Genomic DNA, 18,900 nt, shown 5'->3' with positions numbered 1-18,900 from the left:
GAAAAAGTCGTGGACACGACCGGCGCCGGCGACCAATACGCAGCCGGTGTGATGTACGGTCTCGCCGCTGGGCGGTCGTTGGACGTCTGCGGACATCTGGGGGCCCTGGCGGCGGCCGAGGTGATTTCTCACTATGGGCCACGGCCGCAGGTCTCCCTGCGGGAGCTGGCCGACCGGGAAGGGCTCTAGGCCATGGCGCGCACGGCCGAGGTGGTTCGCGAGACCCGCGAAACCAAGATCACCGTCAGGGTCAACCTCGACGGGTCGGGTGTGACCCGCATCCACACCGGGATCGGTTTCCTGGACCACATGCTCGACTCCCTCGGCCGCCACGGCGCGCTTGACCTGGACGTCGAAGCGAAGGGCGACCTTCACATCGACTTCCACCACACGGTGGAGGACGTCGGCATCGTGCTTGGCCAGGCGGTACGCCAGGCCCTGGGGGACTTTCGCGGAATCCGCCGGTTCGGCCTGGCGGTCATCCCCATGGACGAGACCCTCACCCGCTGTGCGGTGGACCTGTCGAACCGGCCCTACCTGGTCTGGCGGACCGAATTCCCGACGCCCAAGGTCGGCGACATGGACACGGAGCTCTTCAAGGAGTTCCACCACGCCTTCGCAACCAACGCCGGCGCCTGCATCCACCTGGAGACCTTCTACGGGGCCAATTCGCACCACATTGCGGAGAGCGGCTTCAAGGCCCTCGGTCGGGCCCTGCGCGAGGCGCTGGAGATCGATCCCCGGGCCGGCGGGCAGGCGCCCTCGACCAAGGGCTCGCTCTGACCCCATGAGCCGCCTCGCCCTGATCGACTACGGGTCGGGTAACCTGCGCTCGGCCGAGAAGGCGCTCGTCCGCGCAGGCGGCGGGGCGGTGTCGGTCCAGGTCACCCACGCGCCTGAAGACGTCCTGGCGGCGGACCGGATCGTCCTGCCCGGTGTCGGGGCCTTCGCCGCCTGCATGACCGCCCTCGACGCCCGGCCCGGGCTTCGGGAGGCGCTGGAGGAGGCCGTCAAGGGGCGCGGCCGGCCCTTCCTCGGAATCTGCGTGGGCATGCAGCTGATGGCCTCCCGCGGACTCGAATTCGGCGTGACGCCGGGCCTGGACTGGATTCCCGGCGAGGTCCGCCGTCTCTCGCCCGCAGTCCCCGATGCAAAGGTCCCGCACATGGGCTGGAACGACCTGGTCGATCCCCGCGGGCCGGAACTGATTGCCGGAATCGGGGCCTCCCCTATGTATTTCACGCACTCCTTTGCCTTCTGGCCCGAGGACCCGGCGCACGTGGCGGCGCAGGCCGACCATGGCGGCCACTTCCCCGCCGCCGTCGTCCGGGACAATATGGCGGGCGTGCAGTTCCATCCCGAAAAGTCCCAGTCCGCAGGCCTGGCCCTGCTGTCGCGTTTCCTGGAGTGGCGCCCGTGATCCTCTATCCGGCCATTGATCTGAAAGACGGGGAGTGCGTCCGCGTCCTCCACGGCGCCCTGGACACGGCCACGGTCTTCAACACCTCCCCGGCAGACCAGGCCCGGACCTGGGCCAGCGCTGGCTTTCACTGGATCCACGTCGTCGACCTGAACGGCGCGGTGGAGGGGCGGGCGGTCAACGTCAGGGCGGTAGAGGCCATCCTCGAGGCCGTCTCCACCCCGGTTCAGCTGGGCGGCGGCATCCGCCGGCTCGAGGACATCGAGCGCTGGATCGAGGCCGGGGTCTCACGGGTGATACTGGGCACGGTGGCGGTCACCCAGCCGGAGATCGTGCTCGAAGCCGCCCGCCTCTGGCCCGAGCAGATCGCCGTCAGCGTCGACGTGCGCGGCGGCAAGGTCGCCACCCAGGGCTGGACGGAAAACACCGACCTCGATGCCGTGACCGTGGCCCGCCGGTTCGAGGACGCCGGGGTCGGTGCCCTGATCATCACGGACATCGACCGGGACGGGACGGTCATGGGGTTCAATGTCGAGGCCTTCGGAGCCATAGCCGACGCGGTGGCCATCCCCGTCATCGCCGCTGGCGGCCTCGCCTCCGTGGAGGACATCCTCCACCTGAAGGCCCGCCGCGGGACCCCGGTGGCTGGCGTCGTCCTGGGCCGGGCCCTGTACAACGGCGCCATCGATCCCGCCCTCGCCCTGGCCGCCTCGGCCTGACCATGCTGAAGATCCGCGTCATTCCCTGCCTCGACGTCAAGGACGGGCGTGTGGTCAAGGGCGTGAATTTCGTCGCCTTGCGCGACGCCGGCGATCCCGTCGAGCAGGCCAGGGCCTACGACGCGGCGGGGGCAGACGAGCTTATGTTCCTGGACATCACAGCCAGCCATGAGGGACGTGGGGCCATACTCGACGTGGTCGCCCGGACGGCGGACGTCTGTTTCATGCCCCTCTCGGTGGGCGGCGGCATCCGCTCGGTGGAGGACGCCCGCGCCCTCCTCCTGGCGGGGGCTGACAAGATCAGCGTGAATACGGCGGCGGTTGAGGATCCAGACCTGATCGCCCGCTGCGCCGACGCCTTCGGCTCCCAGGCGGTTGTGGCGGCGGTCGACGCCCGGGCCAACCCGGGGGGTGGCTGGCGTGTCTTCACCTACGGAGGGCGGCGCGACACCGGGCTGGACGCCGCCACATGGGCCGCCGAGGTGGTGCGGCGGGGTGCCGGCGAGATCCTCCTGACCTCCATGGACCGTGATGGTGTCCGTGGCGGCTACGACCTGGGCCTGTTGCGGGCGGTAACAAACGCCGTCAAGGTTCCGGTGATCGCCTCAGGGGGCGCAGGGGAGGCCCGGCACATGGTCGAAGCCGTCACCGAAGGGGGCGCCGACGCCGTCCTCGCCGCCTCCATCTTCCACTTCGGCGATGTCTCCATCGGTGAAGTCAAGGCGGCCATGGCTCAGGCCGGGGTCGCGGTCCGGGCGCCGGAGACCGCGGCATGACCCGGCTCGGCGAGGCTATCAGCCGGCTGGAGTCGGTCATCGAGGCCCGCCGCGGCGCGAGCCCCGACACCTCCTGGACGGCCAGACTGCTCCAGGACGGAGCCCCCCGGGCAGCACGAAAGTTCGGCGAGGAGGCCGTTGAGGCGGTGGTCGCCGCGGTCAGCGGGGACCGCGAGGGCCTGTCCGCCGAGGCTGCGGATGTGCTCTATCACCTCCTGGTCCTGCTGGCGGCCTCGGGCGTCTCGCCGGATGAGGTGGCTATGCGCCTGGAGGCCCGCGAAGGGATCTCGGGCCTGGAGGAAAAGGCCGCGCGGACCCCCGGGTCGCCATGAAGGCCCCGTCCCTCACCCTCCAGATTCTTGGGGGACTGATCGGGGGCCTGGCGGTCGGCTCGGTCCTGAACGCGGTCCAGATACCCGGCGGAACGCGCCTGGTCGCGGCGGCCGACGCGGTTGGTGGGGTCTGGCTGGACGCCCTGCGCATGACCATCATCCCCCTGGTCTTCGCCCTTATGGTCACCGGCATGGCAAGGGCGGCGGACACTGCCGGACGCGGCGGGCTCGCAGGGCGAGCCCTGGTGGTCTTCGCCATTCTCCTGCTCGTCGCTACCGGCCTGACCGCCCTAGCCGCGCCGGCCCTCCTGTCGGTATGGCCGGCGCCCGCCGAGGCGGCGGCGGCCCTGCGGGCCTCGGCGGCGGGGGGCCTTGCGAAGATCCCCGAGACACCGCCCTTGGCGGACTGGCTCCGCGCCTTCATCCCGGCCAACCCGGTGAAGGCGGCGGCAGAAGGCGCAATGGCCTCCCTGGTGGTTTTCGCCCTGATCTTCGGCCTGGCGGTGTCGCGGCTCGACAGCGCCCGCCGGGAGGCCCTGGTCCTGGTGTTCGATGGCGTCCAGGCCGCCATGATGGTGATCGTCCGGTGGGTGCTTGCCCTGGCGCCCCTTGGGGTCTTTTTCCTGGCCCTGACGGTGGGTGCCCGGACCGGCGTCGGTGCCGTGGGCCTTCTCGGCCATTATGTAGTCGTCATCACCCTGATGTGCCTGATGGCGGGCGCGCTAGGCCTGGGCGCCGCCCTTTTCGGGGGCCGCACCCCGCCCGGAGACCTGGCGGCAGCCATGACCCCGGTCGGCGCCATGGCCATCTCCACCCAGTCCTCCCTGGCCTGCCTGCCGGTCATGCTGGCCGCCTGCGCCCGGCTCGGGGTTCCTGAGGGCGTCCGGGGCCTGGTCCTGCCCTTGGGCGTGGCCCTGTTCCGGATCACGAGCCCTGCCGGAAACCTGGCAGTGGCCCTCTATGTCGCCCACCTCTATGGGGTGCACCTGGGCACCGGGCAGGTGATCGCCGGCGCCTTGGTCGCCGCTGTGGTCAGTTTGGCTGCGGTAGGGGTGGCCAGCTCGGTCACCTTCTTTACTACCCTGGTGCCGATCTTCATGAGCATGGGCCTGCCCATGGAGCTTCTGCCCCTCCTCCTGGCGGTCGAGACCTTCCCGGATTTCTCCCGCACCCTCGGCAACGTCGCCGGGCACGTGGGGGTCACAGCGTGGGCGGCCCGCTGGCGGGGAGCGGGCGCCGCTTGAGGGCGATGTAGAGCGCGCCCTCGCCTCCATGGCGCCTGTGGGCCTCTGAAATCCCCGCAACAACGGCCTGGAGGTGCGGTGCGGCCAGCCACTCCGGCGTCAGGCGGCGAAGCACGCCGTCTCCCCTCAGCCCCTTGCCGGTGATCACCAGGACCGAGCGTAGGCCGTCGCGCCAGCACTCCAGCACAAAGCCCTCCAGCGCCGTACGAGCGGCCTCCTGCCCGAGGCCGTGCAGGTCGATGTGCGCACCCAGGGGATCCCGCTCCCGGGCGATCCGGCGGAGGCGGACAGGCTCAAGGGACTTGGGACCGGCAGGGCCCGGCCGGCGGGCCGTCGCGGCGGGCGGTGGCGGCGGGGTGCGCAGGGGCGGCTCCGGGCCCAGATGAGCGCCAGGGGACGGCGCGGGCTCTGCGGCGGCGCTGGCCCGGCCCGGTAGGGGGTGGATGGTCGCGGCCACCTGGGACCAGAGCCTGTGCTCCTCGGGGTGTAGCGGGCGCTTCATGGGCTGGGGACCAGTCGGTAGAGCCGCAGGGCGTGGCGAATGCGACCCGCCTCCAGCCCTGCCTCGGGACCCTGCCCGATGTAGAGGTCGGCGCGGATGTCGCCGAGGATGGCACCGCCGGTGTCGAGGGCCGTCACGAGCCGGCGATAGGCCGGAATGGCACCGGACAGGAGCGGGCTTCGGGCATCAATCCAGTAGAGGTCGCCCGCCACGTGCCGCGACAGGTCAACCGCGATGGCCCGGCCAGGCGGTAAGGGAACACCTGCAGCGCCCCGGGGGGGCAGCCCGTCCTCCGGCACCAGCCGGAAAAAGACGTATCGGGCGTTGAGGGCCATGATAGCGCTGGCCTCCGGACCCCTGTGGGCGGCCAGCCAGGACCGGATGCCCTCTGCAGAGACCTGCCCCGCCTCCAAGAGCCCGCGCTCACGCATGGCGTTGGCGACGCCAGAGAAGGGCTGGCTGTTGGTGCCGGCGAAGACTGCCCGGGCGGGTGGACCGACGGGGAAGACAAGGGTTCCTGAACCCTGGATCTGTAGGAAGAACTTTTCCTCGGGCTTCAGCCAGGCGAGGGCATCCGGCGCGGGACGAGCCTCGATCCTTGCCCGGTCAGGATAGGCCCCACCCTCCGGGGGCAGGTCGGCGGGGCGGGGGCGCAAAGGTGCCGAATATTCTGCATCGGGGGTCCGCCTCGCCTCGTAGACCGGGGCGAAATAGCCCGTCAGCACACCCTCGCCCGGCAGGGGTTGGGCCAGGAAGCGGCGCTCGAAGAAGTCACGGGCGGCGACCGCGTCCAGGAGATCCACGGCCATGGCGTCGCGGCAGGCCTCCGCCATACCGGGGGCCCGCCGCACCCGGCAGTTGGCGCGCCAGGCCTCGAAGGCGGCGGCATGGTCCTCCTCGGCCCAACCGGGCAGGTCGGAAAGGGGACGTAGCGCCTCCGCAGGTGGCCGAGACTGGGGCTTGAGTTGCACCGGAGCCGGTGGCGCCGAGCGCGGGGGCGCTGGAACAGGAAACGACGGGCGCGGGGTCGGTGCTCGAGTCGGGGCCGTCGCGCATGCAGCGAGCAGGAAGAGCCCGGCCAGGGCGAGGAGGCCCGGCCCGCGCACGGTTCAGGCCTCGGCGGCGTCGACGCCCGCAAGGCGCCAGGCCCCTTCGCGGTCCGAGAGGTCGCGTTCGAAGGTCCATAACTCAGCTGTCCGACGGTCGAAGACGTGCGGCTCGGCCTCGGCCGAATCCCGCGTGGTCTGCATGAGCTCGGCCAGGAAGCGGACGACGATGCGGACCCGGTCGCCATCGACTTCCGCGGCCTCGACGTCCGAGCGCGGCGGATGCGGTATTTCGACGCCTTCCTGGCGTCCGGCGGCTTCCCGCTCGGCCATGCCAGTCTCGAAGCCCGCCATGACATCGGGGGTAAGAAGGGGCTTCAGCACCTCCCGGTCGCCCGCGGCGTAGGCGGTGACGATGGACCGATAGGCCGTTCGGACCGTGGAAAGAAAGACCTGGGGCTCAAAGCCTGGGTCCCGGGCGCGCACGGCGGCGAGCCCTTCGGGAGGCTCATCGGGAATGGCGGCGTCGGAGGCCAAGGGCGGCCCAGCCCGGCGGAGCTGCGGAGCGTTGGGCGCGCGCACGGCCCGGTCTTCAGCCTGGCGGCCAAGCCGGCGTCCCAGTACGGCATAGAGCTGGAACAGGGCCAGGGCGGCGACGACGGCGAGGAGGATCAACTGCAGCACGGGTGGGGCGCTTCACTTCGATTGTTGCGTCAAGATTTCTATATAGAGGTTTCTATGCCTCCCGACAGGTGCTGGGTGCCGAGATTGCGCACCGGGCGCCCCCATGATAGCCAGCCCGACGGGTTTCGGGTCGGTTTTCAGCCCAAATCTCAGGCCGCACCAGGGCGGTCTTGGTCCATACGGAGCCTTGAAAATGTCCGACACCGATTCCCCGAACGCGCTCGCCGGAGACGCCGTCGCCCCCGAGCCCGGCATCCGGATCCTGGCGCAGTTCGTCCGGGACCTTTCATTCGAAAACCCGCGGGCGCCGGATGTTCTGAGGTCAGGCGGACCCCAGCCCCAGATCGACATGGGCGTCGAGATGAACGCCCGGGGCCGGGATGACGGGCTCTTTGAGGTCGACCTGCGGCTCTCCGCCCGCGCCGCGCGCGAGGATGGGCCGGTGTTCATGGTCGAGCTGGTCTATGGGGGCCTGTTCGCCATCGATGGGGTCCCGAGCGAAAGCCTGGAGGCTGTCCTATTGGTGGAATGCCCCCGGTTCCTGTTCCCCTTCGCCCGTCGGATCATCGCGGACGTGACGGCCGATGGCTCTTTCCCGCCCTTTATGCTCGACCCGATCGACTTCAACGCCGTCTACATGGCCCGCAAGGCCGAGGCCGAAGGCATGGGTGTCGTCCAGGGCACGGCTTAACCTGTCAGCCCGGGTCCGCTTCCAGCCAGGTCTTCCAAAGGTCGGATTTCAGGGTCCCCAGGACAAATTCCTTATGCCGCGCGCGCTCGGCCTCGGTCGATAGGCGTGTCGGGGCGCTGGGGCGCACGCCATAGGTGCCCCGGGCCGCTGACGCCGCCGGCGAAGAGGCGGTCTCGATCGTCAACTCCAGGCCTCGCTCACGGCCGCCGCTGAGCTCGAGATAGACCGCTGCCAGCAGGCGGGCGTCGATCAGCGCGCCGTGCTTCTCGCGCTCTGACAGAGAGATCCGGAAGCGCTTGCACAGGGCGTCGAGGGAGTTCTGCATGCCGGGAAACCGCCGGCGGGCAAGGGCCAGGGTGTCGATCCACCGGGGCTCTGGGATCTCCGGTAGGCCGGCAAGCCCCAGCTCCCAGTTCACAAATGCCCGGTCGAAGCCGGCGTTGTGGGCCACGACCGGTGCCTCGCCGATGAAGTCGAGGAGGGCGTGGGCGATGCCGGGATCGGCGAACTTCGGCTTGCCCCTCAAAAAGGCTGAGGACAGGCCGTGGACCCGCTCGGCGTCGGCGGGCATGTCGCGCTCGGGGTCGATATAGGCGTGGAAACTCCGCCCGGTGGGCAGGAGGTCCTCGATCTCCAGGGCAGCGATCTCGACCAGCCGGTGCCCGAGGTGGGGCTCGAAGCCAGTGGTTTCGGTGTCGAGGACAATTTCGCGGGACATTCTTTGGAATTGCCCTGTTTCGGCCCGGGCATCAATCCGCGGGTCAGGCGCCGGTGCGCCTCGAGGTCCAGGACGGATCGCGTAAGGCGGCCAGGATTCGTCCCACCTCCGCCCGGGCGGGCTCAAGGCCCCTGCCCGTGTCGATGACGAAGTCCGCACGGGCGCGCTTGTCGGCATCGGGGGTCTGGCGCGTGAGAATGGCGTCCAGCCGGTCCGGGGTCATGCCCTCCCGGGCGAGGACCCTGGTCCTCTGGATATCCGCGGGGGCGGTGACCACGGCCACGGCGTCCATATTGCGCTCGCCGCCGGTCTCGAAGAGGAGTGGAATATCGAAGACCAGTATATCCGCGCCCGAGGCCTCGGCCTGGAGAACGAAATCGGTGCGGTTCCTGCCCAGCAGGGGGTGGACCACGGCGTTGAGCCGGGTCATGGCCGCATCGTCCCCGAGGACCCGCAGCCTCAGGGCCTCCCGGTCCACGGCACCGTCCCGGGTCACACCGGGGAAGGCAGCCTCGAGAGGTTCCACGGCGGCGCCCCCCCTCAAGTAGAGCGCGGCCACCGCAGCGTCGGCGTCGTAGACCGGGATGCCGGCCTCGCGGAACATCTGCGCCGTGGTGGACTTGCCCATGCCGATGGAGCCGGTCAGGCCGAGATGGATCATTCCGGATGTCCCAATACTTGGAGGACCCGCCTGCGGACATCGCAGCCAGCGGGGGGCATCTGGCCGAAGAAGGCCTCGAAGGCGGGCATGGCCTGACCGATCAGCATGTCGAGGCCATCCACAGTAACCAGCCCATGCGCCGCGCCGGCCAGGAGGAAGGGCGTGCGGAGGGGGCGGTAGGTCATGTCCATGACCACGGCGTGAGCCGGCGCGGCGGTCAGGTCCGGCGGCGGTGCGGCGGCGGCGCCCAGCCCGGCGGAGCTGGCGTTGATCACCGATGCGGCGCCGTCGAGGGCAGCAGCTGCGTCGGCGAGGTCAAAAATGCGGATCGCGCCACCGAGCGCGGTCGATAGGGCCTCCGCCCGCGCCCGGGTCCGGTTGACGATGCGGACCTCGGGACAGCCGGCCGCCAGGAAGGTGGCCGCCGCGCCCCGGGCCGCACCGCCGGCGCCGAAGAGGACAGCTGGCCCGCTATCCGGACGGAAGCCCGGCGCCTGGCGGGCGAAGGCATAGAGCAGGCCCTCACCGTCCGTATTGTCGGCAGCTACGGTGCCGTCCTGGCGGAAGACGAGGAGGTTGGCCGCGCCGGCCGCTTGTGCCCGCCCCGAGACATGATCGGCGGCGGCGAGGGCATCAGTCTTGAAAGGCAGGGTGACGTTTAGCCCGGCCAGGGAGCCGCCGCGAAGTCCCTCGATGAAGGCGGCGAACCTCTTGGGGTCGACGCTGAACGCCAGGTAGGCGCCGTCCAGGCTGGCGGCTTCGAGCCAAGCGTTGTGCAGGACGGGGCTGAGAGAGTGGGCGATGGGGTGGCCGACGACACCGGCCAGGCGTGTAGCGGCGGTGAGGTTCATGGCAGCAGCACACCCTCCCCGCGAAGGAAGTCCAGGAGTCCCGTGAGGGGCAGGCCAAGGATGCTGAAATAATCCCCGGTGATTTCGGAAAAGAGCTGTACCCCCGGCCCCTCGAGCCGGTAGGCGCCCACGGAGCCAAGCAGGGCCTCGCCCTCTGCCGCGATGTAAGCCTCCAGAAAGGCTGGGCTGAAGTCGCGCATAACCAATTCGGCCGTGGATAGGGTTTCCCAGATGATCTCTCCCGACCGGGCCACCGCCACGGCGGCGTGCAGGGCGTGCCGGCGGCCCCTCATGGCCCAAAGCCGATCGGCGGCAGCCTCAAGGGTCGGAGGCTTGTCGTGCAGCTGGCCCTCGAAATCGAGAGTCTGGTCGGCGCCGATCACCAGGCCTGGATGCAGACACGAGACTGCTAGGGCCTTCTCCCGTGCCAGGGCCGAGGCGATGGCTGCGGGGCCAGCGCCGTCTGACAGCATCCGGGTCTTCAGTATGTCTTCATCCAGCCCGGAATCCGCGGGTTCAAAGGGAACGCCCGCGCCCCGCAGAACCGCCGAGCGCGCCGCGCTCCTCGAAGCGAGGATGACGTTGGGGGCCTTCACGGGGTGATCACCGTCGCGGGGCGGTTGTCCTGAAGCAGGTTGAGGACGGCAGCGGCCGTCTCTTCGACCGAGCGTCGGGTGACATCGATCACCGGCCAGCCCTGGCGCTCGTAGAGCCGGCGCGCCTGTACCACTTCCTCGCGGACGGCCTCCATGTCCGTGTAGCTGGTGTCCCGGTTTTCCCGAAGGGTCAGAAGGCGGTTGCGCCGGATCTGTATGAGTCGGTCGGCAGAGATGGTCAGCCCGACGATCAGCGCCTTTTCAAGCTGGGCCAGCTTTTCCGGGACCGGGGCGCCCGGAACCAGCGGGACGTTTGCGGCGCGGATCCCCCGGTGGGCCAGGTAGATGCAGGTGGGGGTCTTGGACGTCCGCGAGATCCCCACGAGGACGACATCCGCCTGGTCCAGCTCCTGGCCGCCCTGCCCATCGTCGTGGCCGATGGCATAGTTCAAGGCGTCCATCCGGTTGAAATAATCAGTATCCAGGGCGTGCTGGACGCCAACCCTGCGGGTTAGGTTGGCGCCGAGATAGCGCGAGAGGGCTGAGACCAGGGGGTCCAGGGCGGCAATGCAGGGCATGTCCAGCCGCCGACATCCGTCTTCCAGAAGCGTCCTGAGGCTGTCATCGACGATGGTATGCATGACCATGCCCGGCGCCGCCTCAATGTCCGAAAGGGCCCGCTCAAGCTGCCGGGGCGAACGCACCAGGGCGTAGTAGTGCTCGATAGGCAGGACGTTCTCGAATCTTGCACAGACCGCCCTTGCCATGGCGTTCAGGGTCTCGCCCGTGGAGTCCGACACCAGGTGCACGTGGAAGTAGATCGCAAAGCGTGAGGCGGAGGTCATGGTCGGGGTGACGCTCGGTTCGGGGTCTGGAGGGAAACCTGTGGACGAAACTGTCGACGCCTTCTTAGCCGATGTCATTCAGGTTGGGGAGAAAACACCTGGCGACAGAGCGGGCCAGGCGGGCTGGCCCAAGAGCGGGTGTGAAAGCGCCGTTTGATCCACCGGGGCCACTGGCTGTGCATCGATGGCCCACAAGGTTAACGAATGAAGAATATAGGGGGCGAGCCCTAAGGGCTTCTCCATTGTATAAACTCTGAATTCGTCCTTATTTTCAATGGGTTCGTGGTTTTCCACAGATTGATCAGGCCGCGTTCCAAGACGGTGGGTAAACCGTTCAGGCGGCGGTGGATCCTGATGGGAAACCGATATCCGTCCCCGGCTTGCGCCTGCCTGCTACCCCTACAACTCGAAAAGAAAGACCTTCAGATTGGAAGGAAGGGATGGGTTCTCTGATCCCCACGCTTGAGCCCAAAGGCTTGGCAGGGTTTAAGAGCGCCATGTCTGACGCCTCGACTCCCAAGCTTCTGCGAACCCTGGCCGGGGAAGCCTTCGCACGCCCCCCCGTCTGGTTCATGCGGCAGGCGGGACGCTCGCTTCCTGAGTACCGGGAGCTCCGGTCCCGGGCCAAGGACTTCCTCGCCTTCTGCTACGACCCGGAGATGGCCGCCGAAGCGACCCTCCAGCCCATGCGGCGGTTCCCCTTCGACGCGGCCATCGTCTTCGCAGACATCCTTCTCATCCCCCAGGCCCTGGGCCAGGAGGTCTGGTTCGAGGCCGGAGAGGGCCCGCGCCTTGGAGCTCTGCCAGAGATTGCCGCCCTTGCGGGGGAAATAGAAGCCTCGACGGGGCGACTGTCCTCGATCGGCGAGACCCTGGCCCAGGTGCGGTCTGCGCTGGAACCCGAACGGGCGCTGATTGGTTTCGCGGGCGCACCCTGGACGGTCGCCACCTACATGATCGAGGGGCGAGGATCGGACAGGTCCGCAGCCCGCAGCTTCGCCTACGCCCAGCCCGAGGTCCTGGACCGGCTCCTGGAGATCCTCAGTGATGCCACCGCCCGGTACCTGGTCATGCAGGCCAAGAGCGGGGCCCAAGTCCTCAAGCTCTTTGAAAGTTGGGCGGAAGGTCTGGCTGAGGATGTCTTCGAAAGGGTGGTGATCCGGCCGCACCAAGACATCATCCGCCGGGTCCGCGCTGCCGGCGTCGACGCCCCTTTCATTGGCTTCCCGCGGGGGGCGGGGGTTCTCGTGGACCGCTACGCTGAAGCCGTGCCGGTCCAGGCGGTGGGGCTCGACACCCAGGCCAGCCTTGCCGTGGGTAGGAGGATCCAGGCCGAGGGCAAGACCATCCAGGGTGCCCTCGACAATCTTTTGCTGCGTGTAGGCGGCGACGCCATGGACGCCCGGATCGATACCCTCATCGAAGCCTGGTCGCCGGCACCCTATATCTTCAATCTTGGGCACGGCGTGCTACCCGACACCCCTGTCGCCAACATCGAACGCGCCGTCCGAAGGATCACCGGGAAATGAGCCGCCTCGCCGTTGTCTTGTTTAACCTTGGGGGTCCGGATGGTCCGGACGCCGTTCGCCCCTTTCTGTTCAATCTGTTCCGGGACAAGGCCATCATCGGCGCCCCGGCGCCTATCCGCTATCCCCTGGCCGCCTTCATTTCTGCCACTCGCGCCAAGGGTGCCCGGGCCAACTATGCCATCATGGGCGGCGGCTCACCCCTCCTTCCAGAGACCCGCCGGCAGGCCGAGGCCCTGGAAGCGGAATTGAACCGCAGCGAGCCCGGCCGGGAAAGTCGGGTCTTCATTGCCATGCGCTACTGGAAGCCCTTCGCGCCCGAGACCGCCCAGGCGGTGGCCGCCTGGAACCCAGACGAGATCGTCCTCCTGCCCCTCTATCCGCAGTACTCGAGTACCACGTCAGAATCGTCCCTGTCGGACTGGGAGCGAGCCTACCGCGGGCCGGGCCAGACGCGGACGGTCTGTTGTTATCCTACCGTCGAGGGCCTCATTGGGGCCCACGCGCAGGCCATCCGGTCCGCCTGGGAGAAGGGCGGCCGCCCGGAAGGTCTGCGGCTTCTGTTCTCCGCCCACGGCCTGCCTGAGACGATCGTGGCCGGTGGCGACCCCTATCAGGTTCAGGTTGAGGCAACGGCTGCGGCAGTCGCCGCCCTGCTCCCAGAGTTCCCGGACTGGCGCATCAGTTACCAGAGCCGGGTCGGGCCTCTGAAGTGGATCGGTCCGGCCACGGATGACGAGATCCGCAGGGCAGGCGCGGAGGGCCGGGGCGTGATCGTCTCCCCGATCGCTTTTGTCTCCGAACATGTGGAGACCCTGGTCGAACTGGACCATGAGTATGCCGAGCTGGCCCACGAGGCGGGCTGCCCGGTCTGGATACGGGCCGCGACACCGGGGGTCGATCCGGGCTTTATCAGTGCCCTTGGCGGAGCCGTGGACAGGGCGCTTGGGCGCGCTTCGGGTCCCGCGCCGGACGGGGGTTGGACCTGCCCGTCGTCCTGCAAGCGGTGCCCCGTCGGACAGATGGCAAAGAAGAGCCACCGATGAACCTCTACGACCTGCTCCGTGGGCTCCACATCCTGGCGGTGATCGCCTGGATGGCCGGGCTGTTGTACCTGCCACGGCTTTTCGCCTACCACGTGAACGCGACGCCTGGGTCGGAGATGGACCTGACCTTCCAGACCATGGAGCTGAAGCTCTACAGGATCATCATGGGGCCAGCGATGATCGCCGCCCTGGTGTTTGGCCTGGGCCTCATCTGGGTAGACGCCACCCAGAGGTTGGGTGGATGGGGCTTCCTGCTCGAGGTCTGGATGCTGGTGAAGCTCGCAGGCGTGGTCTTCCTGCTTGGCTGGCATCACTTCCTGGGGGCAGCGCGGAAGCGCTTTGTCGCGGGAACCAATACCCGGTCGAACCGGTTCTGGCGCGCGACGAACGAACTCCCGTTCCTGGCAGCCATTATCATGGTTCTCGCGGTCACTCTCGAATTCGGACGTTAGAGCCCGCCGTGCTGCGGAATACGCGGCAAAACCCAGCTGGATTGGTCACCAGGCTTGACCCGGCCCGGCGGCTGTGGTTCGGCTGCTCCGCTCCCAATCGCCCAGATCGGCACCGGGAGACCCCGCCTCTTGCCGGACTCACGCGCCATCCCAGGGATTGGCCAGAGCTCCCGGAACGAAAACATTTGAACGGACCGGGGCGTTCCGCCCGGGATCCCTTGTCGCCGGCGGAAGCGCCTGGCGCCGTCAGGACTGCGAATTATGTCTGAAGACATCCTTTCCCCCGATCCCGCCGACCTGGTTGAAGCCATCGAGGACGCCTCGCTTGGCGGTGACGCGGCCACCGTCGAGGACGACGAGCCCAACGAGGCCGCACAGGCCATAGCCGCCATGGGCCTGACGCGCATGTCGCTGCAGGAGCTGAAGGACAAGTCCCCCGCCGACCTGCTGTCCTTCGCTGAGACCCTGGAGATCGAGAACGCGAACTCCATGCGCAAGCAGGATATGATGTTCGCCATCCTCAAGGTACTGGCCGAGGAGGGCGTGGAGATCTCGGGCTCCGGCACCATGGAGGTCCTGCCCGACGGCTTCGGTTTCCTCCGTTCCCCGGAGGCTAACTATCTTCCCGGGCCAGACGACATCTATGTCAGCCCTTCTCAGATGCGGAAGTTCGGCCTTCGCACCGGCGATACGGTCGACGGGGGCGTCCGCGCGCCCCGGGAGGGCGAGCGCTATTTCGCCTTGGTCAATGTAGACCAGATCAACTTCGAGCCCCCGGAGAACGTCCGTCACAAGGTCCTGTTCGACAACCTGACCCCGCTCTACCCGCAGGAGCGGCTGAGGATGGAGATGGAGGACCCGACCCTGAAGGACCGTTCCGGCCGGGTCATCGACATCGTCGCACCCCTGGGAAAGGGCCAGCGCTGTCTCATCGTCGCCCCGCCCCGGGTTGGCAAGACCATCATGATGCAGAACATCGCCAAGGCGATCGCGGCCAACCATCCGGAATGCTACCTTATCGTCCTCCTGGTGGATGAGCGCCCCGAGGAAGTCACTGACATGCAGCGGACGGTGAAGGGTGAGGTTATTGCCTCAACCTTCGACGAGCCCGCCCAGCGGCACGTCCAGGTGGCCGAGATGGTGATCGAGAAGGCTAAGCGCCTGGTCGAGCACAAGCGGGATGTGGTCATCCTGCTCGACAACATCACCCGCCTGGGCCGGGCCTACAACACCACCGTGCCGTCGTCGGGCAAGGTCCTGACCGGCGGCGTGGACGCCAACGCCCTCCAGAGGCCCAAGCGGTTCTTCGGCGCGGCCCGGAACATCGAGGAGGGCGGCTCTCTGACCATCATCTCCACGGCGCTTATCGACACCGGCAGCCGGATGGACGAGGTGATCTTCGAGGAGTTCAAGGGCACCGGGAACTCGGAAATCGTGCTGGACCGCAAGGTCGCCGACCGGCGCATCTATCCGGCCATCGACATCCTCAAGTCCGGCACCCGTAAGGACGAGCTCATCACCCCGCCGGGTCAGCTGACCAAAACCCACGTCCTGCGTCGGATCCTCGCGCCCATGGGCGCCCAGGACGCCATCGAGTTCCTGCTCGACAAGCTGCGCCAGTCGAAGACCAACGACGACTTCTTCCAGTCCATGAACACCTGACCCGCATTGGACCCATGTTTCACGTGAAACACGGGTTGTGCCTTCCCGCTCAGGGGATGAGTAGGGTCGAGCCTACAGTCTGGCGGGACTCCAGAGCCTCATGGGCCGCCCGGGCCTGGCTGAGGGGGAAGGTCTGGCCGATCTGGATGGAGATTTCCCCGGCGCCGATGCGGCTGAAGACGGCGGCGGCGCTCGCGTCCAGTTCCTTCGTCGTGGAAATATAGTCGCCCAGGGTCGGACGGGTGAAGAACAGGGATCCCATCCGCATCAGCCGCGCCGGGTCGACGGCAGGCGGCGAGCCCGAGGCATTGCCGAAGCTGACGAAGGTTCCCCGCCGGGCCAGGCTGGCCAGGGTGCCTTCGAAGGTGGAGGCTCCAACGGAGTCGTAGGCCACGGGCACGCCTGTGCCGCCTGTGATCCGGCGGACCTCCGCAGCCACATCCTGCTCCCCGTAGAGGATCACGTGGTGCGCGCCCAGGGCCCGCACTCGATCGGCTTTGGCGGGGCTTCCGGCGGTGGCGATCACCTCGGCGCCGAGGGCCCTGGCCCACTGCACCAGGATCTGTCCCACGCCCCCGGCGGCGGCGTGGATGAGCACCGGCTCCCCGGCACGCAGGGGCCGACAGCGCAGCAGCAGGAATTCGGCGGTCATGCCCTTCAGCAGGGCGGCAGCTGCCGTGCGCTCATCCACCCCTTCGGGGATCCCCACTGCCCGGCTGGCGTCCACCACGTGAAGGTCAGAATAGGCGCCAATCGGCCCTGATGCGAAGGCGACACGGTCTCCCAGGGCAAAACGCTCGACGCCCTCGCCTGCAGCGACGATCTCTCCGGCACCTTCCATCCCAAGGCCTGAGGGTAGCTTCAGTGGGTAGAGGCCGGACCGGTGATAGGTATCGATGTAGTTGACCCCGATGGCGGCCTGCCGGACTAGGATCTGCCCGGGGCCGGGCTGGGGGTCGGGGAGCTCGACGAGGTCCAGAACATCGGGACTGCCGGTAGTGGCGAAGCGGATGGCGTGCATGGCTCAGGCCTCTTCGAGATAAGCGGGGTGGAAGGTCGGTGCGCGGGCCTGCTCGACCTGAAGTGTCACTTCCATCGGTTTTCTCCCGGACGACCCGCCCCGACACTTAAGCCCGCCGCCACCCGGGCGGAAGGTGGTTTTGCGATCCCCGCAGGCCGCGCTATCCTGAGGGCGTCAACAGAGGCTCCGCCATGAAGATCACTTTCGAGATCGACTGCTCCCCCGTCGAGGCCCGCGCCTTCCTGGGCCTGCCCGATGTCAGCGCCCTGAATGCACGGATGGTCGAAGAGATGCAGGCGCGAATGACCGCGAACCTATCCATGCTGGCCCCCGACGAGCTGATGAAGAACTGGATGAGCTTTGGCGCCGGCGCCCAGGAACAGTTCACCAAGCTGATGACCCAGACGGCCGGTCTGGGCGCGGGCGCCGCCCGCCCGAAATGAACGATACCATCTTCGCCCCCGCGACCGCCCCGGGCCGGGCGGCGGTGGCCGTGGTGCGCCTGTCAGGCCCCGGGTCGCTGGACGCCGTGCGCGCCCTGTCCGGCGGGGTCCCGATGCCGCGACGGGCGGCCCTGCGCAGGCTCCGGGCGGGTAATGGCGAAGTCCTCGACGACGGCCTCGTGCTCTGGTTTCCGGCGCCTGGGAGCTATACGGGCGAGGATAGCGCCGAATTGCACCTGCACGGCGGCGCCTCGGTCGTCGCTTCGGTCCTGCAGGCCCTCGCCGCCCTTGGCCTGCGGCTAGCTGAGCCCGGCGAGTTCACCCGTCGCGCCTTTGAAAACGGCCGGCTCGATCTGGCCCAGGCCGAGGGGGTCGCAGACCTGATCGACGCTGAGACGGAGGCTCAGAGGCGCCAGGCCCTGGCCCAGCTGGGCGGCGCCCTGGGCCGGGCCCGGGACATATGGCGCGCTGACCTTGTCGAAGCGCTCGCCTTCTTCGAAGCCGCGGTGGACTTTCCCGACGAGGACCTTCCCGACGACCTTGCTCGCAGGGCGGGCCCTGTTCTGGACCGGCTACTGGCGGCACTCTCGGGGGCGGTCGCCGGGGTTCGGCGGGCGGAGCAGATCCGGGACGGCTTCTCCATCGCCCTGGTGGGCGCTCCCAATGCCGGGAAGAGCACGCTTCTTAACGCCCTTGCCCGCCGAGAGGCGGCGATTGTCACCCCGACACCGGGAACCACCCGGGACGTCATCGAGGTATCCCTCCGCCTGGCGGGGTACAAGGTGGTCCTTGCGGACACAGCGGGTCTGCGCGATGCGGAGGACGCGGCGGAAATCGAGGGTGTCCGGCGAGCCCTGCTTTGGGCGGCAGAGGCAGATCTCAGGCTCTGGGTGGTGGATGGCGCCGGGGATGCCAGTGCCGGGGTGGCTCCGCCGGATGTGCTGAGGCCCGGGGACCTCTGCCTGCTCAGCAAATCAGACCTGCCGGGCGGCGACGCTGTGGGCCGGGCCCTTGCGGAGGCCGCCGCCCTTGGCCTGGAGCCCCACAGGATCAGCGCCGAGTGCCCCGAGGACATCGCTGTCCTCGAGGCTGCGCTCGCCGGGCGGGTCGTTGCGGCGCTTGGCGATTCGGAGCCCCCGGCGGCGACGCGCCTGCGTCATGCGGCCCTCCTCTCGGAGGCCATTGAGCGCCTCGAGAGCGCCCGCGCCCTCTCGGACGCTCCGGAACTCGCTGCTGAGGACGTGCGCCTGGCCGCCCGCGCCCTGGACCGGATCACGGGGCGCATCGGTCCCGAGGACGTCCTGGACCGGATCTTCTCGACCTTCTGTATTGGCAAGTGACCTGTTTCACGTGAAACCGGGGCCGTTCTGGTGTAGGAGCTTGCCGCTTCCGGGACCTGTAGGAGCGGGTAGAGCGTATGTGGGATGTCATCGTCATCGGCGGCGGTCACGCCGGCTGTGAAGCGGCGGCGGCCTCAGCGCGGTTCGGCGCTCGTACCCTGCTGCTGACCCACCGGATTGAGACCCTCGGCGAGATGAGCTGCAATCCGGCGATCGGCGGCCTGGGCAAGGGCCACCTCGTGCGCGAGATCGACGCCCTGGATGGGGTGATGGGCCGCCTGGCCGATGTCGCCGGTATCCAGTTCCGCATGCTCAATCGGTCCCG

General features: G+C 68.4%; 24 protein-coding genes. 15 read left to right on the top strand and 9 right to left on the bottom strand.

The annotated features are described in order from the left end of the window. The 7 genes from WCJ52_RS05355 to WCJ52_RS05325 all read left to right on the top strand — a co-directional run. The coding region (locus WCJ52_RS05355; RefSeq protein ID WP_336902274.1) for a PfkB family carbohydrate kinase at positions 1–189 on the top strand (189 nt) is incomplete at its 5' end. A 3-nt stretch (positions 190–192) separates the two neighbouring features. Further along, positions 193–783, top strand: coding sequence for an imidazoleglycerol-phosphate dehydratase HisB (hisB, locus tag WCJ52_RS05350; protein WP_336902273.1), 591 nt, complete (start codon positions 193–195; stop codon positions 781–783). A gap of 4 nt (positions 784–787) precedes the next feature. Beyond that, on the top strand, positions 788–1,420 hold the full coding sequence (gene hisH, locus WCJ52_RS05345) for an imidazole glycerol phosphate synthase subunit HisH (RefSeq protein ID WP_336902272.1): 633 nt from the start codon (positions 788–790) through the stop codon (positions 1,418–1,420). Then, positions 1,417–2,139, top strand: coding sequence for a 1-(5-phosphoribosyl)-5-[(5-phosphoribosylamino)methylideneamino]imidazole-4-carboxamide isomerase (hisA, locus tag WCJ52_RS05340; protein WP_336902271.1), 723 nt, complete (start codon positions 1,417–1,419; stop codon positions 2,137–2,139). The genes hisH and hisA overlap by 4 nt, the downstream gene beginning before the upstream one ends. A 2-nt stretch (positions 2,140–2,141) precedes the next feature. Then, positions 2,142–2,915, top strand: a complete 774-nt coding sequence (gene hisF / locus WCJ52_RS05335) for an imidazole glycerol phosphate synthase subunit HisF (protein WP_336902270.1) — start codon at positions 2,142–2,144, stop codon at positions 2,913–2,915. Continuing rightward, complete coding sequence (locus WCJ52_RS05330; RefSeq protein WP_336902269.1) at positions 2,912–3,247, top strand: phosphoribosyl-ATP diphosphatase; 336 nt, start codon at positions 2,912–2,914, stop codon at positions 3,245–3,247. Before hisF ends, WCJ52_RS05330 begins: the two co-directional genes overlap by 4 nt. Continuing rightward, the gene (locus tag WCJ52_RS05325; protein ID WP_336902268.1) at positions 3,244–4,491 is read left to right on the top strand and encodes a cation:dicarboxylase symporter family transporter; all 1,248 of its coding nucleotides are present in this window, start codon (positions 3,244–3,246) and stop codon (positions 4,489–4,491) included. The genes WCJ52_RS05330 and WCJ52_RS05325 overlap by 4 nt, the downstream gene beginning before the upstream one ends. Here the strand turns inward: WCJ52_RS05325 and WCJ52_RS05320 are convergent. The 3 genes from WCJ52_RS05320 to timA form a co-directional block, all read right to left on the bottom strand. Further along, on the bottom strand, positions 4,448–4,993 hold the full coding sequence (locus WCJ52_RS05320) for a Smr/MutS family protein (RefSeq protein ID WP_336902267.1): 546 nt from the start codon (positions 4,991–4,993) through the stop codon (positions 4,448–4,450). The genes WCJ52_RS05325 and WCJ52_RS05320 overlap by 44 nt on opposite strands. After that, a complete protein-coding gene (locus tag WCJ52_RS05315) occupies positions 4,990–5,964 on the bottom strand; it encodes an MltA domain-containing protein (RefSeq protein WP_336902266.1) in 975 nt (324 codons plus the stop codon). Before WCJ52_RS05315 ends, WCJ52_RS05320 begins: the two co-directional genes overlap by 4 nt. A 138-nt stretch (positions 5,965–6,102) precedes the next feature. Next, on the bottom strand, positions 6,103–6,723 hold the full coding sequence (timA, locus tag WCJ52_RS05310) for a TIM44-related membrane protein TimA (protein WP_336902265.1): 621 nt from the start codon (positions 6,721–6,723) through the stop codon (positions 6,103–6,105). A 193-nt stretch (positions 6,724–6,916) separates the two neighbouring features. Here timA and secB point away from each other — a divergent pair, with 193 nt between their 5' ends. Further along, complete coding sequence (gene secB, locus WCJ52_RS05305; protein ID WP_336902264.1) at positions 6,917–7,414, top strand: protein-export chaperone SecB; 498 nt, start codon at positions 6,917–6,919, stop codon at positions 7,412–7,414. 4 nt (positions 7,415–7,418) lie between these two features. On the opposite strand, the gene dnaQ is transcribed toward secB, so the two are convergent. Genes dnaQ through WCJ52_RS05280 form a run of 5 tightly spaced genes read right to left on the bottom strand, consistent with a single transcriptional unit; the run spans position 7,419 to position 11,085 of the window. After that, positions 7,419–8,132 carry a DNA polymerase III subunit epsilon gene (gene dnaQ, locus WCJ52_RS05300; RefSeq protein WP_336902263.1) on the bottom strand — a complete coding sequence of 238 codons (714 nt, stop codon included), beginning with the start codon at positions 8,130–8,132 and terminating at the stop codon, positions 7,419–7,421. Positions 8,133–8,175: 43 nt separating this feature from the next. Beyond that, positions 8,176–8,793 (bottom strand): dephospho-CoA kinase, encoded by a 618-nt coding sequence (gene coaE / locus WCJ52_RS05295; protein WP_336902262.1) that lies wholly within the window; start codon positions 8,791–8,793, stop codon positions 8,176–8,178. Further along, positions 8,790–9,644, bottom strand: coding sequence for a shikimate dehydrogenase (gene aroE / locus WCJ52_RS05290; RefSeq protein WP_336902261.1), 855 nt, complete (start codon positions 9,642–9,644; stop codon positions 8,790–8,792). Before aroE ends, coaE begins: the two co-directional genes overlap by 4 nt. Further along, positions 9,641–10,240, bottom strand: coding sequence for a Maf family protein (locus WCJ52_RS05285; protein WP_336902260.1), 600 nt, complete (start codon positions 10,238–10,240; stop codon positions 9,641–9,643). The genes aroE and WCJ52_RS05285 overlap by 4 nt, the downstream gene beginning before the upstream one ends. Then, on the bottom strand, positions 10,237–11,085 hold the full coding sequence (locus WCJ52_RS05280) for a pyruvate, water dikinase regulatory protein (protein WP_336902259.1): 849 nt from the start codon (positions 11,083–11,085) through the stop codon (positions 10,237–10,239). The genes WCJ52_RS05285 and WCJ52_RS05280 overlap by 4 nt, the downstream gene beginning before the upstream one ends. A 497-nt stretch (positions 11,086–11,582) precedes the next feature. Here WCJ52_RS05280 and hemE point away from each other — a divergent pair, with 497 nt between their 5' ends. The 4 genes from hemE (at position 11,583) to rho (ending at position 15,771) form a co-directional block, all read left to right on the top strand. After that, positions 11,583–12,614: a uroporphyrinogen decarboxylase gene (hemE, locus tag WCJ52_RS05275; RefSeq protein ID WP_336902258.1), complete on the top strand. Its 1,032-nt coding sequence runs from the start codon at positions 11,583–11,585 to the stop codon at positions 12,612–12,614. Next, positions 12,611–13,657 carry a ferrochelatase gene (hemH, locus tag WCJ52_RS05270; RefSeq protein ID WP_336902257.1) on the top strand — a complete coding sequence of 349 codons (1,047 nt, stop codon included), beginning with the start codon at positions 12,611–12,613 and terminating at the stop codon, positions 13,655–13,657. Before hemE ends, hemH begins: the two co-directional genes overlap by 4 nt. Further along, positions 13,654–14,109: a CopD family protein gene (locus WCJ52_RS05265; protein WP_336902256.1), complete on the top strand. Its 456-nt coding sequence runs from the start codon at positions 13,654–13,656 to the stop codon at positions 14,107–14,109. The genes hemH and WCJ52_RS05265 overlap by 4 nt, the downstream gene beginning before the upstream one ends. Positions 14,110–14,370: 261 nt before the next feature. Beyond that, the gene (gene rho, locus WCJ52_RS05260; protein WP_336902255.1) at positions 14,371–15,771 is read left to right on the top strand and encodes a transcription termination factor Rho; all 1,401 of its coding nucleotides are present in this window, start codon (positions 14,371–14,373) and stop codon (positions 15,769–15,771) included. Between the two features lie 49 nt (positions 15,772–15,820). Here the strand turns inward: rho and WCJ52_RS05255 are convergent, their stop codons facing one another. After that, positions 15,821–16,792, bottom strand: a complete 972-nt coding sequence (locus tag WCJ52_RS05255; RefSeq protein WP_336902254.1) for a quinone oxidoreductase — start codon at positions 16,790–16,792, stop codon at positions 15,821–15,823. Between the two features lie 191 nt (positions 16,793–16,983). Between WCJ52_RS05255 and WCJ52_RS05250 the strand changes: the two genes are divergently transcribed. The 3 genes from WCJ52_RS05250 to WCJ52_RS05240 form a co-directional block, all read left to right on the top strand. Next, on the top strand, positions 16,984–17,235 hold the full coding sequence (locus tag WCJ52_RS05250) for a DUF6489 family protein (RefSeq protein WP_336902253.1): 252 nt from the start codon (positions 16,984–16,986) through the stop codon (positions 17,233–17,235). After that, positions 17,232–18,575, top strand: coding sequence for a tRNA uridine-5-carboxymethylaminomethyl(34) synthesis GTPase MnmE (gene mnmE / locus WCJ52_RS05245; protein ID WP_336902252.1), 1,344 nt, complete (start codon positions 17,232–17,234; stop codon positions 18,573–18,575). Before WCJ52_RS05250 ends, mnmE begins: the two co-directional genes overlap by 4 nt. A gap of 77 nt (positions 18,576–18,652) precedes the next feature. Then, the coding region (locus WCJ52_RS05240) for an FAD-dependent oxidoreductase (RefSeq protein ID WP_336902251.1) at positions 18,653–18,900 on the top strand (248 nt) is incomplete at its 3' end.

This window comes from Phenylobacterium sp. (assembly GCF_037138395.1).
GTDB lineage: Bacteria > Pseudomonadota > Alphaproteobacteria > Caulobacterales > Caulobacteraceae > Phenylobacterium.
The sequence above is the reverse complement of the archived record's forward strand: the minus strand, read 5'-3'. Positions and strand labels throughout refer to the sequence as shown.

Coding starts and splice junctions, on each gene's coding strand:
- WCJ52_RS05325 (WP_336902268.1), top strand. CDS start 3,244: ATGAAGGCCCCGTCCCTCACCCTCCAGATTCTTGGGGGACTGATCGGG.
- coaE (WP_336902262.1), bottom strand. CDS start 8,793: ATGATCCATCTCGGCCTGACCGGCTCCATCGGCATGGGCAAGTCCACC.
- WCJ52_RS05320 (WP_336902267.1), bottom strand. CDS start 4,993: ATGAAGCGCCCGCTACACCCCGAGGAGCACAGGCTCTGGTCCCAGGTG.
- mnmE (WP_336902252.1), top strand. CDS start 17,232: ATGAACGATACCATCTTCGCCCCCGCGACCGCCCCGGGCCGGGCGGCG.
- dnaQ (WP_336902263.1), bottom strand. CDS start 8,132: ATGTCCCGCGAAATTGTCCTCGACACCGAAACCACTGGCTTCGAGCCC.
- WCJ52_RS05250 (WP_336902253.1), top strand. CDS start 16,984: ATGAAGATCACTTTCGAGATCGACTGCTCCCCCGTCGAGGCCCGCGCC.
- WCJ52_RS05265 (WP_336902256.1), top strand. CDS start 13,654: ATGAACCTCTACGACCTGCTCCGTGGGCTCCACATCCTGGCGGTGATC.
- hisF (WP_336902270.1), top strand. CDS start 2,142: ATGCTGAAGATCCGCGTCATTCCCTGCCTCGACGTCAAGGACGGGCGT.
- hisH (WP_336902272.1), top strand. CDS start 788: ATGAGCCGCCTCGCCCTGATCGACTACGGGTCGGGTAACCTGCGCTCG.
- hemE (WP_336902258.1), top strand. CDS start 11,583: ATGTCTGACGCCTCGACTCCCAAGCTTCTGCGAACCCTGGCCGGGGAA.
- WCJ52_RS05280 (WP_336902259.1), bottom strand. CDS start 11,085: ATGACCTCCGCCTCACGCTTTGCGATCTACTTCCACGTGCACCTGGTG.
- hemH (WP_336902257.1), top strand. CDS start 12,611: ATGAGCCGCCTCGCCGTTGTCTTGTTTAACCTTGGGGGTCCGGATGGT.
- secB (WP_336902264.1), top strand. CDS start 6,917: ATGTCCGACACCGATTCCCCGAACGCGCTCGCCGGAGACGCCGTCGCC.
- rho (WP_336902255.1), top strand. CDS start 14,371: ATGTCTGAAGACATCCTTTCCCCCGATCCCGCCGACCTGGTTGAAGCC.
- aroE (WP_336902261.1), bottom strand. CDS start 9,644: ATGAACCTCACCGCCGCTACACGCCTGGCCGGTGTCGTCGGCCACCCC.
- hisB (WP_336902273.1), top strand. CDS start 193: ATGGCGCGCACGGCCGAGGTGGTTCGCGAGACCCGCGAAACCAAGATC.
- WCJ52_RS05255 (WP_336902254.1), bottom strand. CDS start 16,792: ATGCACGCCATCCGCTTCGCCACTACCGGCAGTCCCGATGTTCTGGAC.
- WCJ52_RS05330 (WP_336902269.1), top strand. CDS start 2,912: ATGACCCGGCTCGGCGAGGCTATCAGCCGGCTGGAGTCGGTCATCGAG.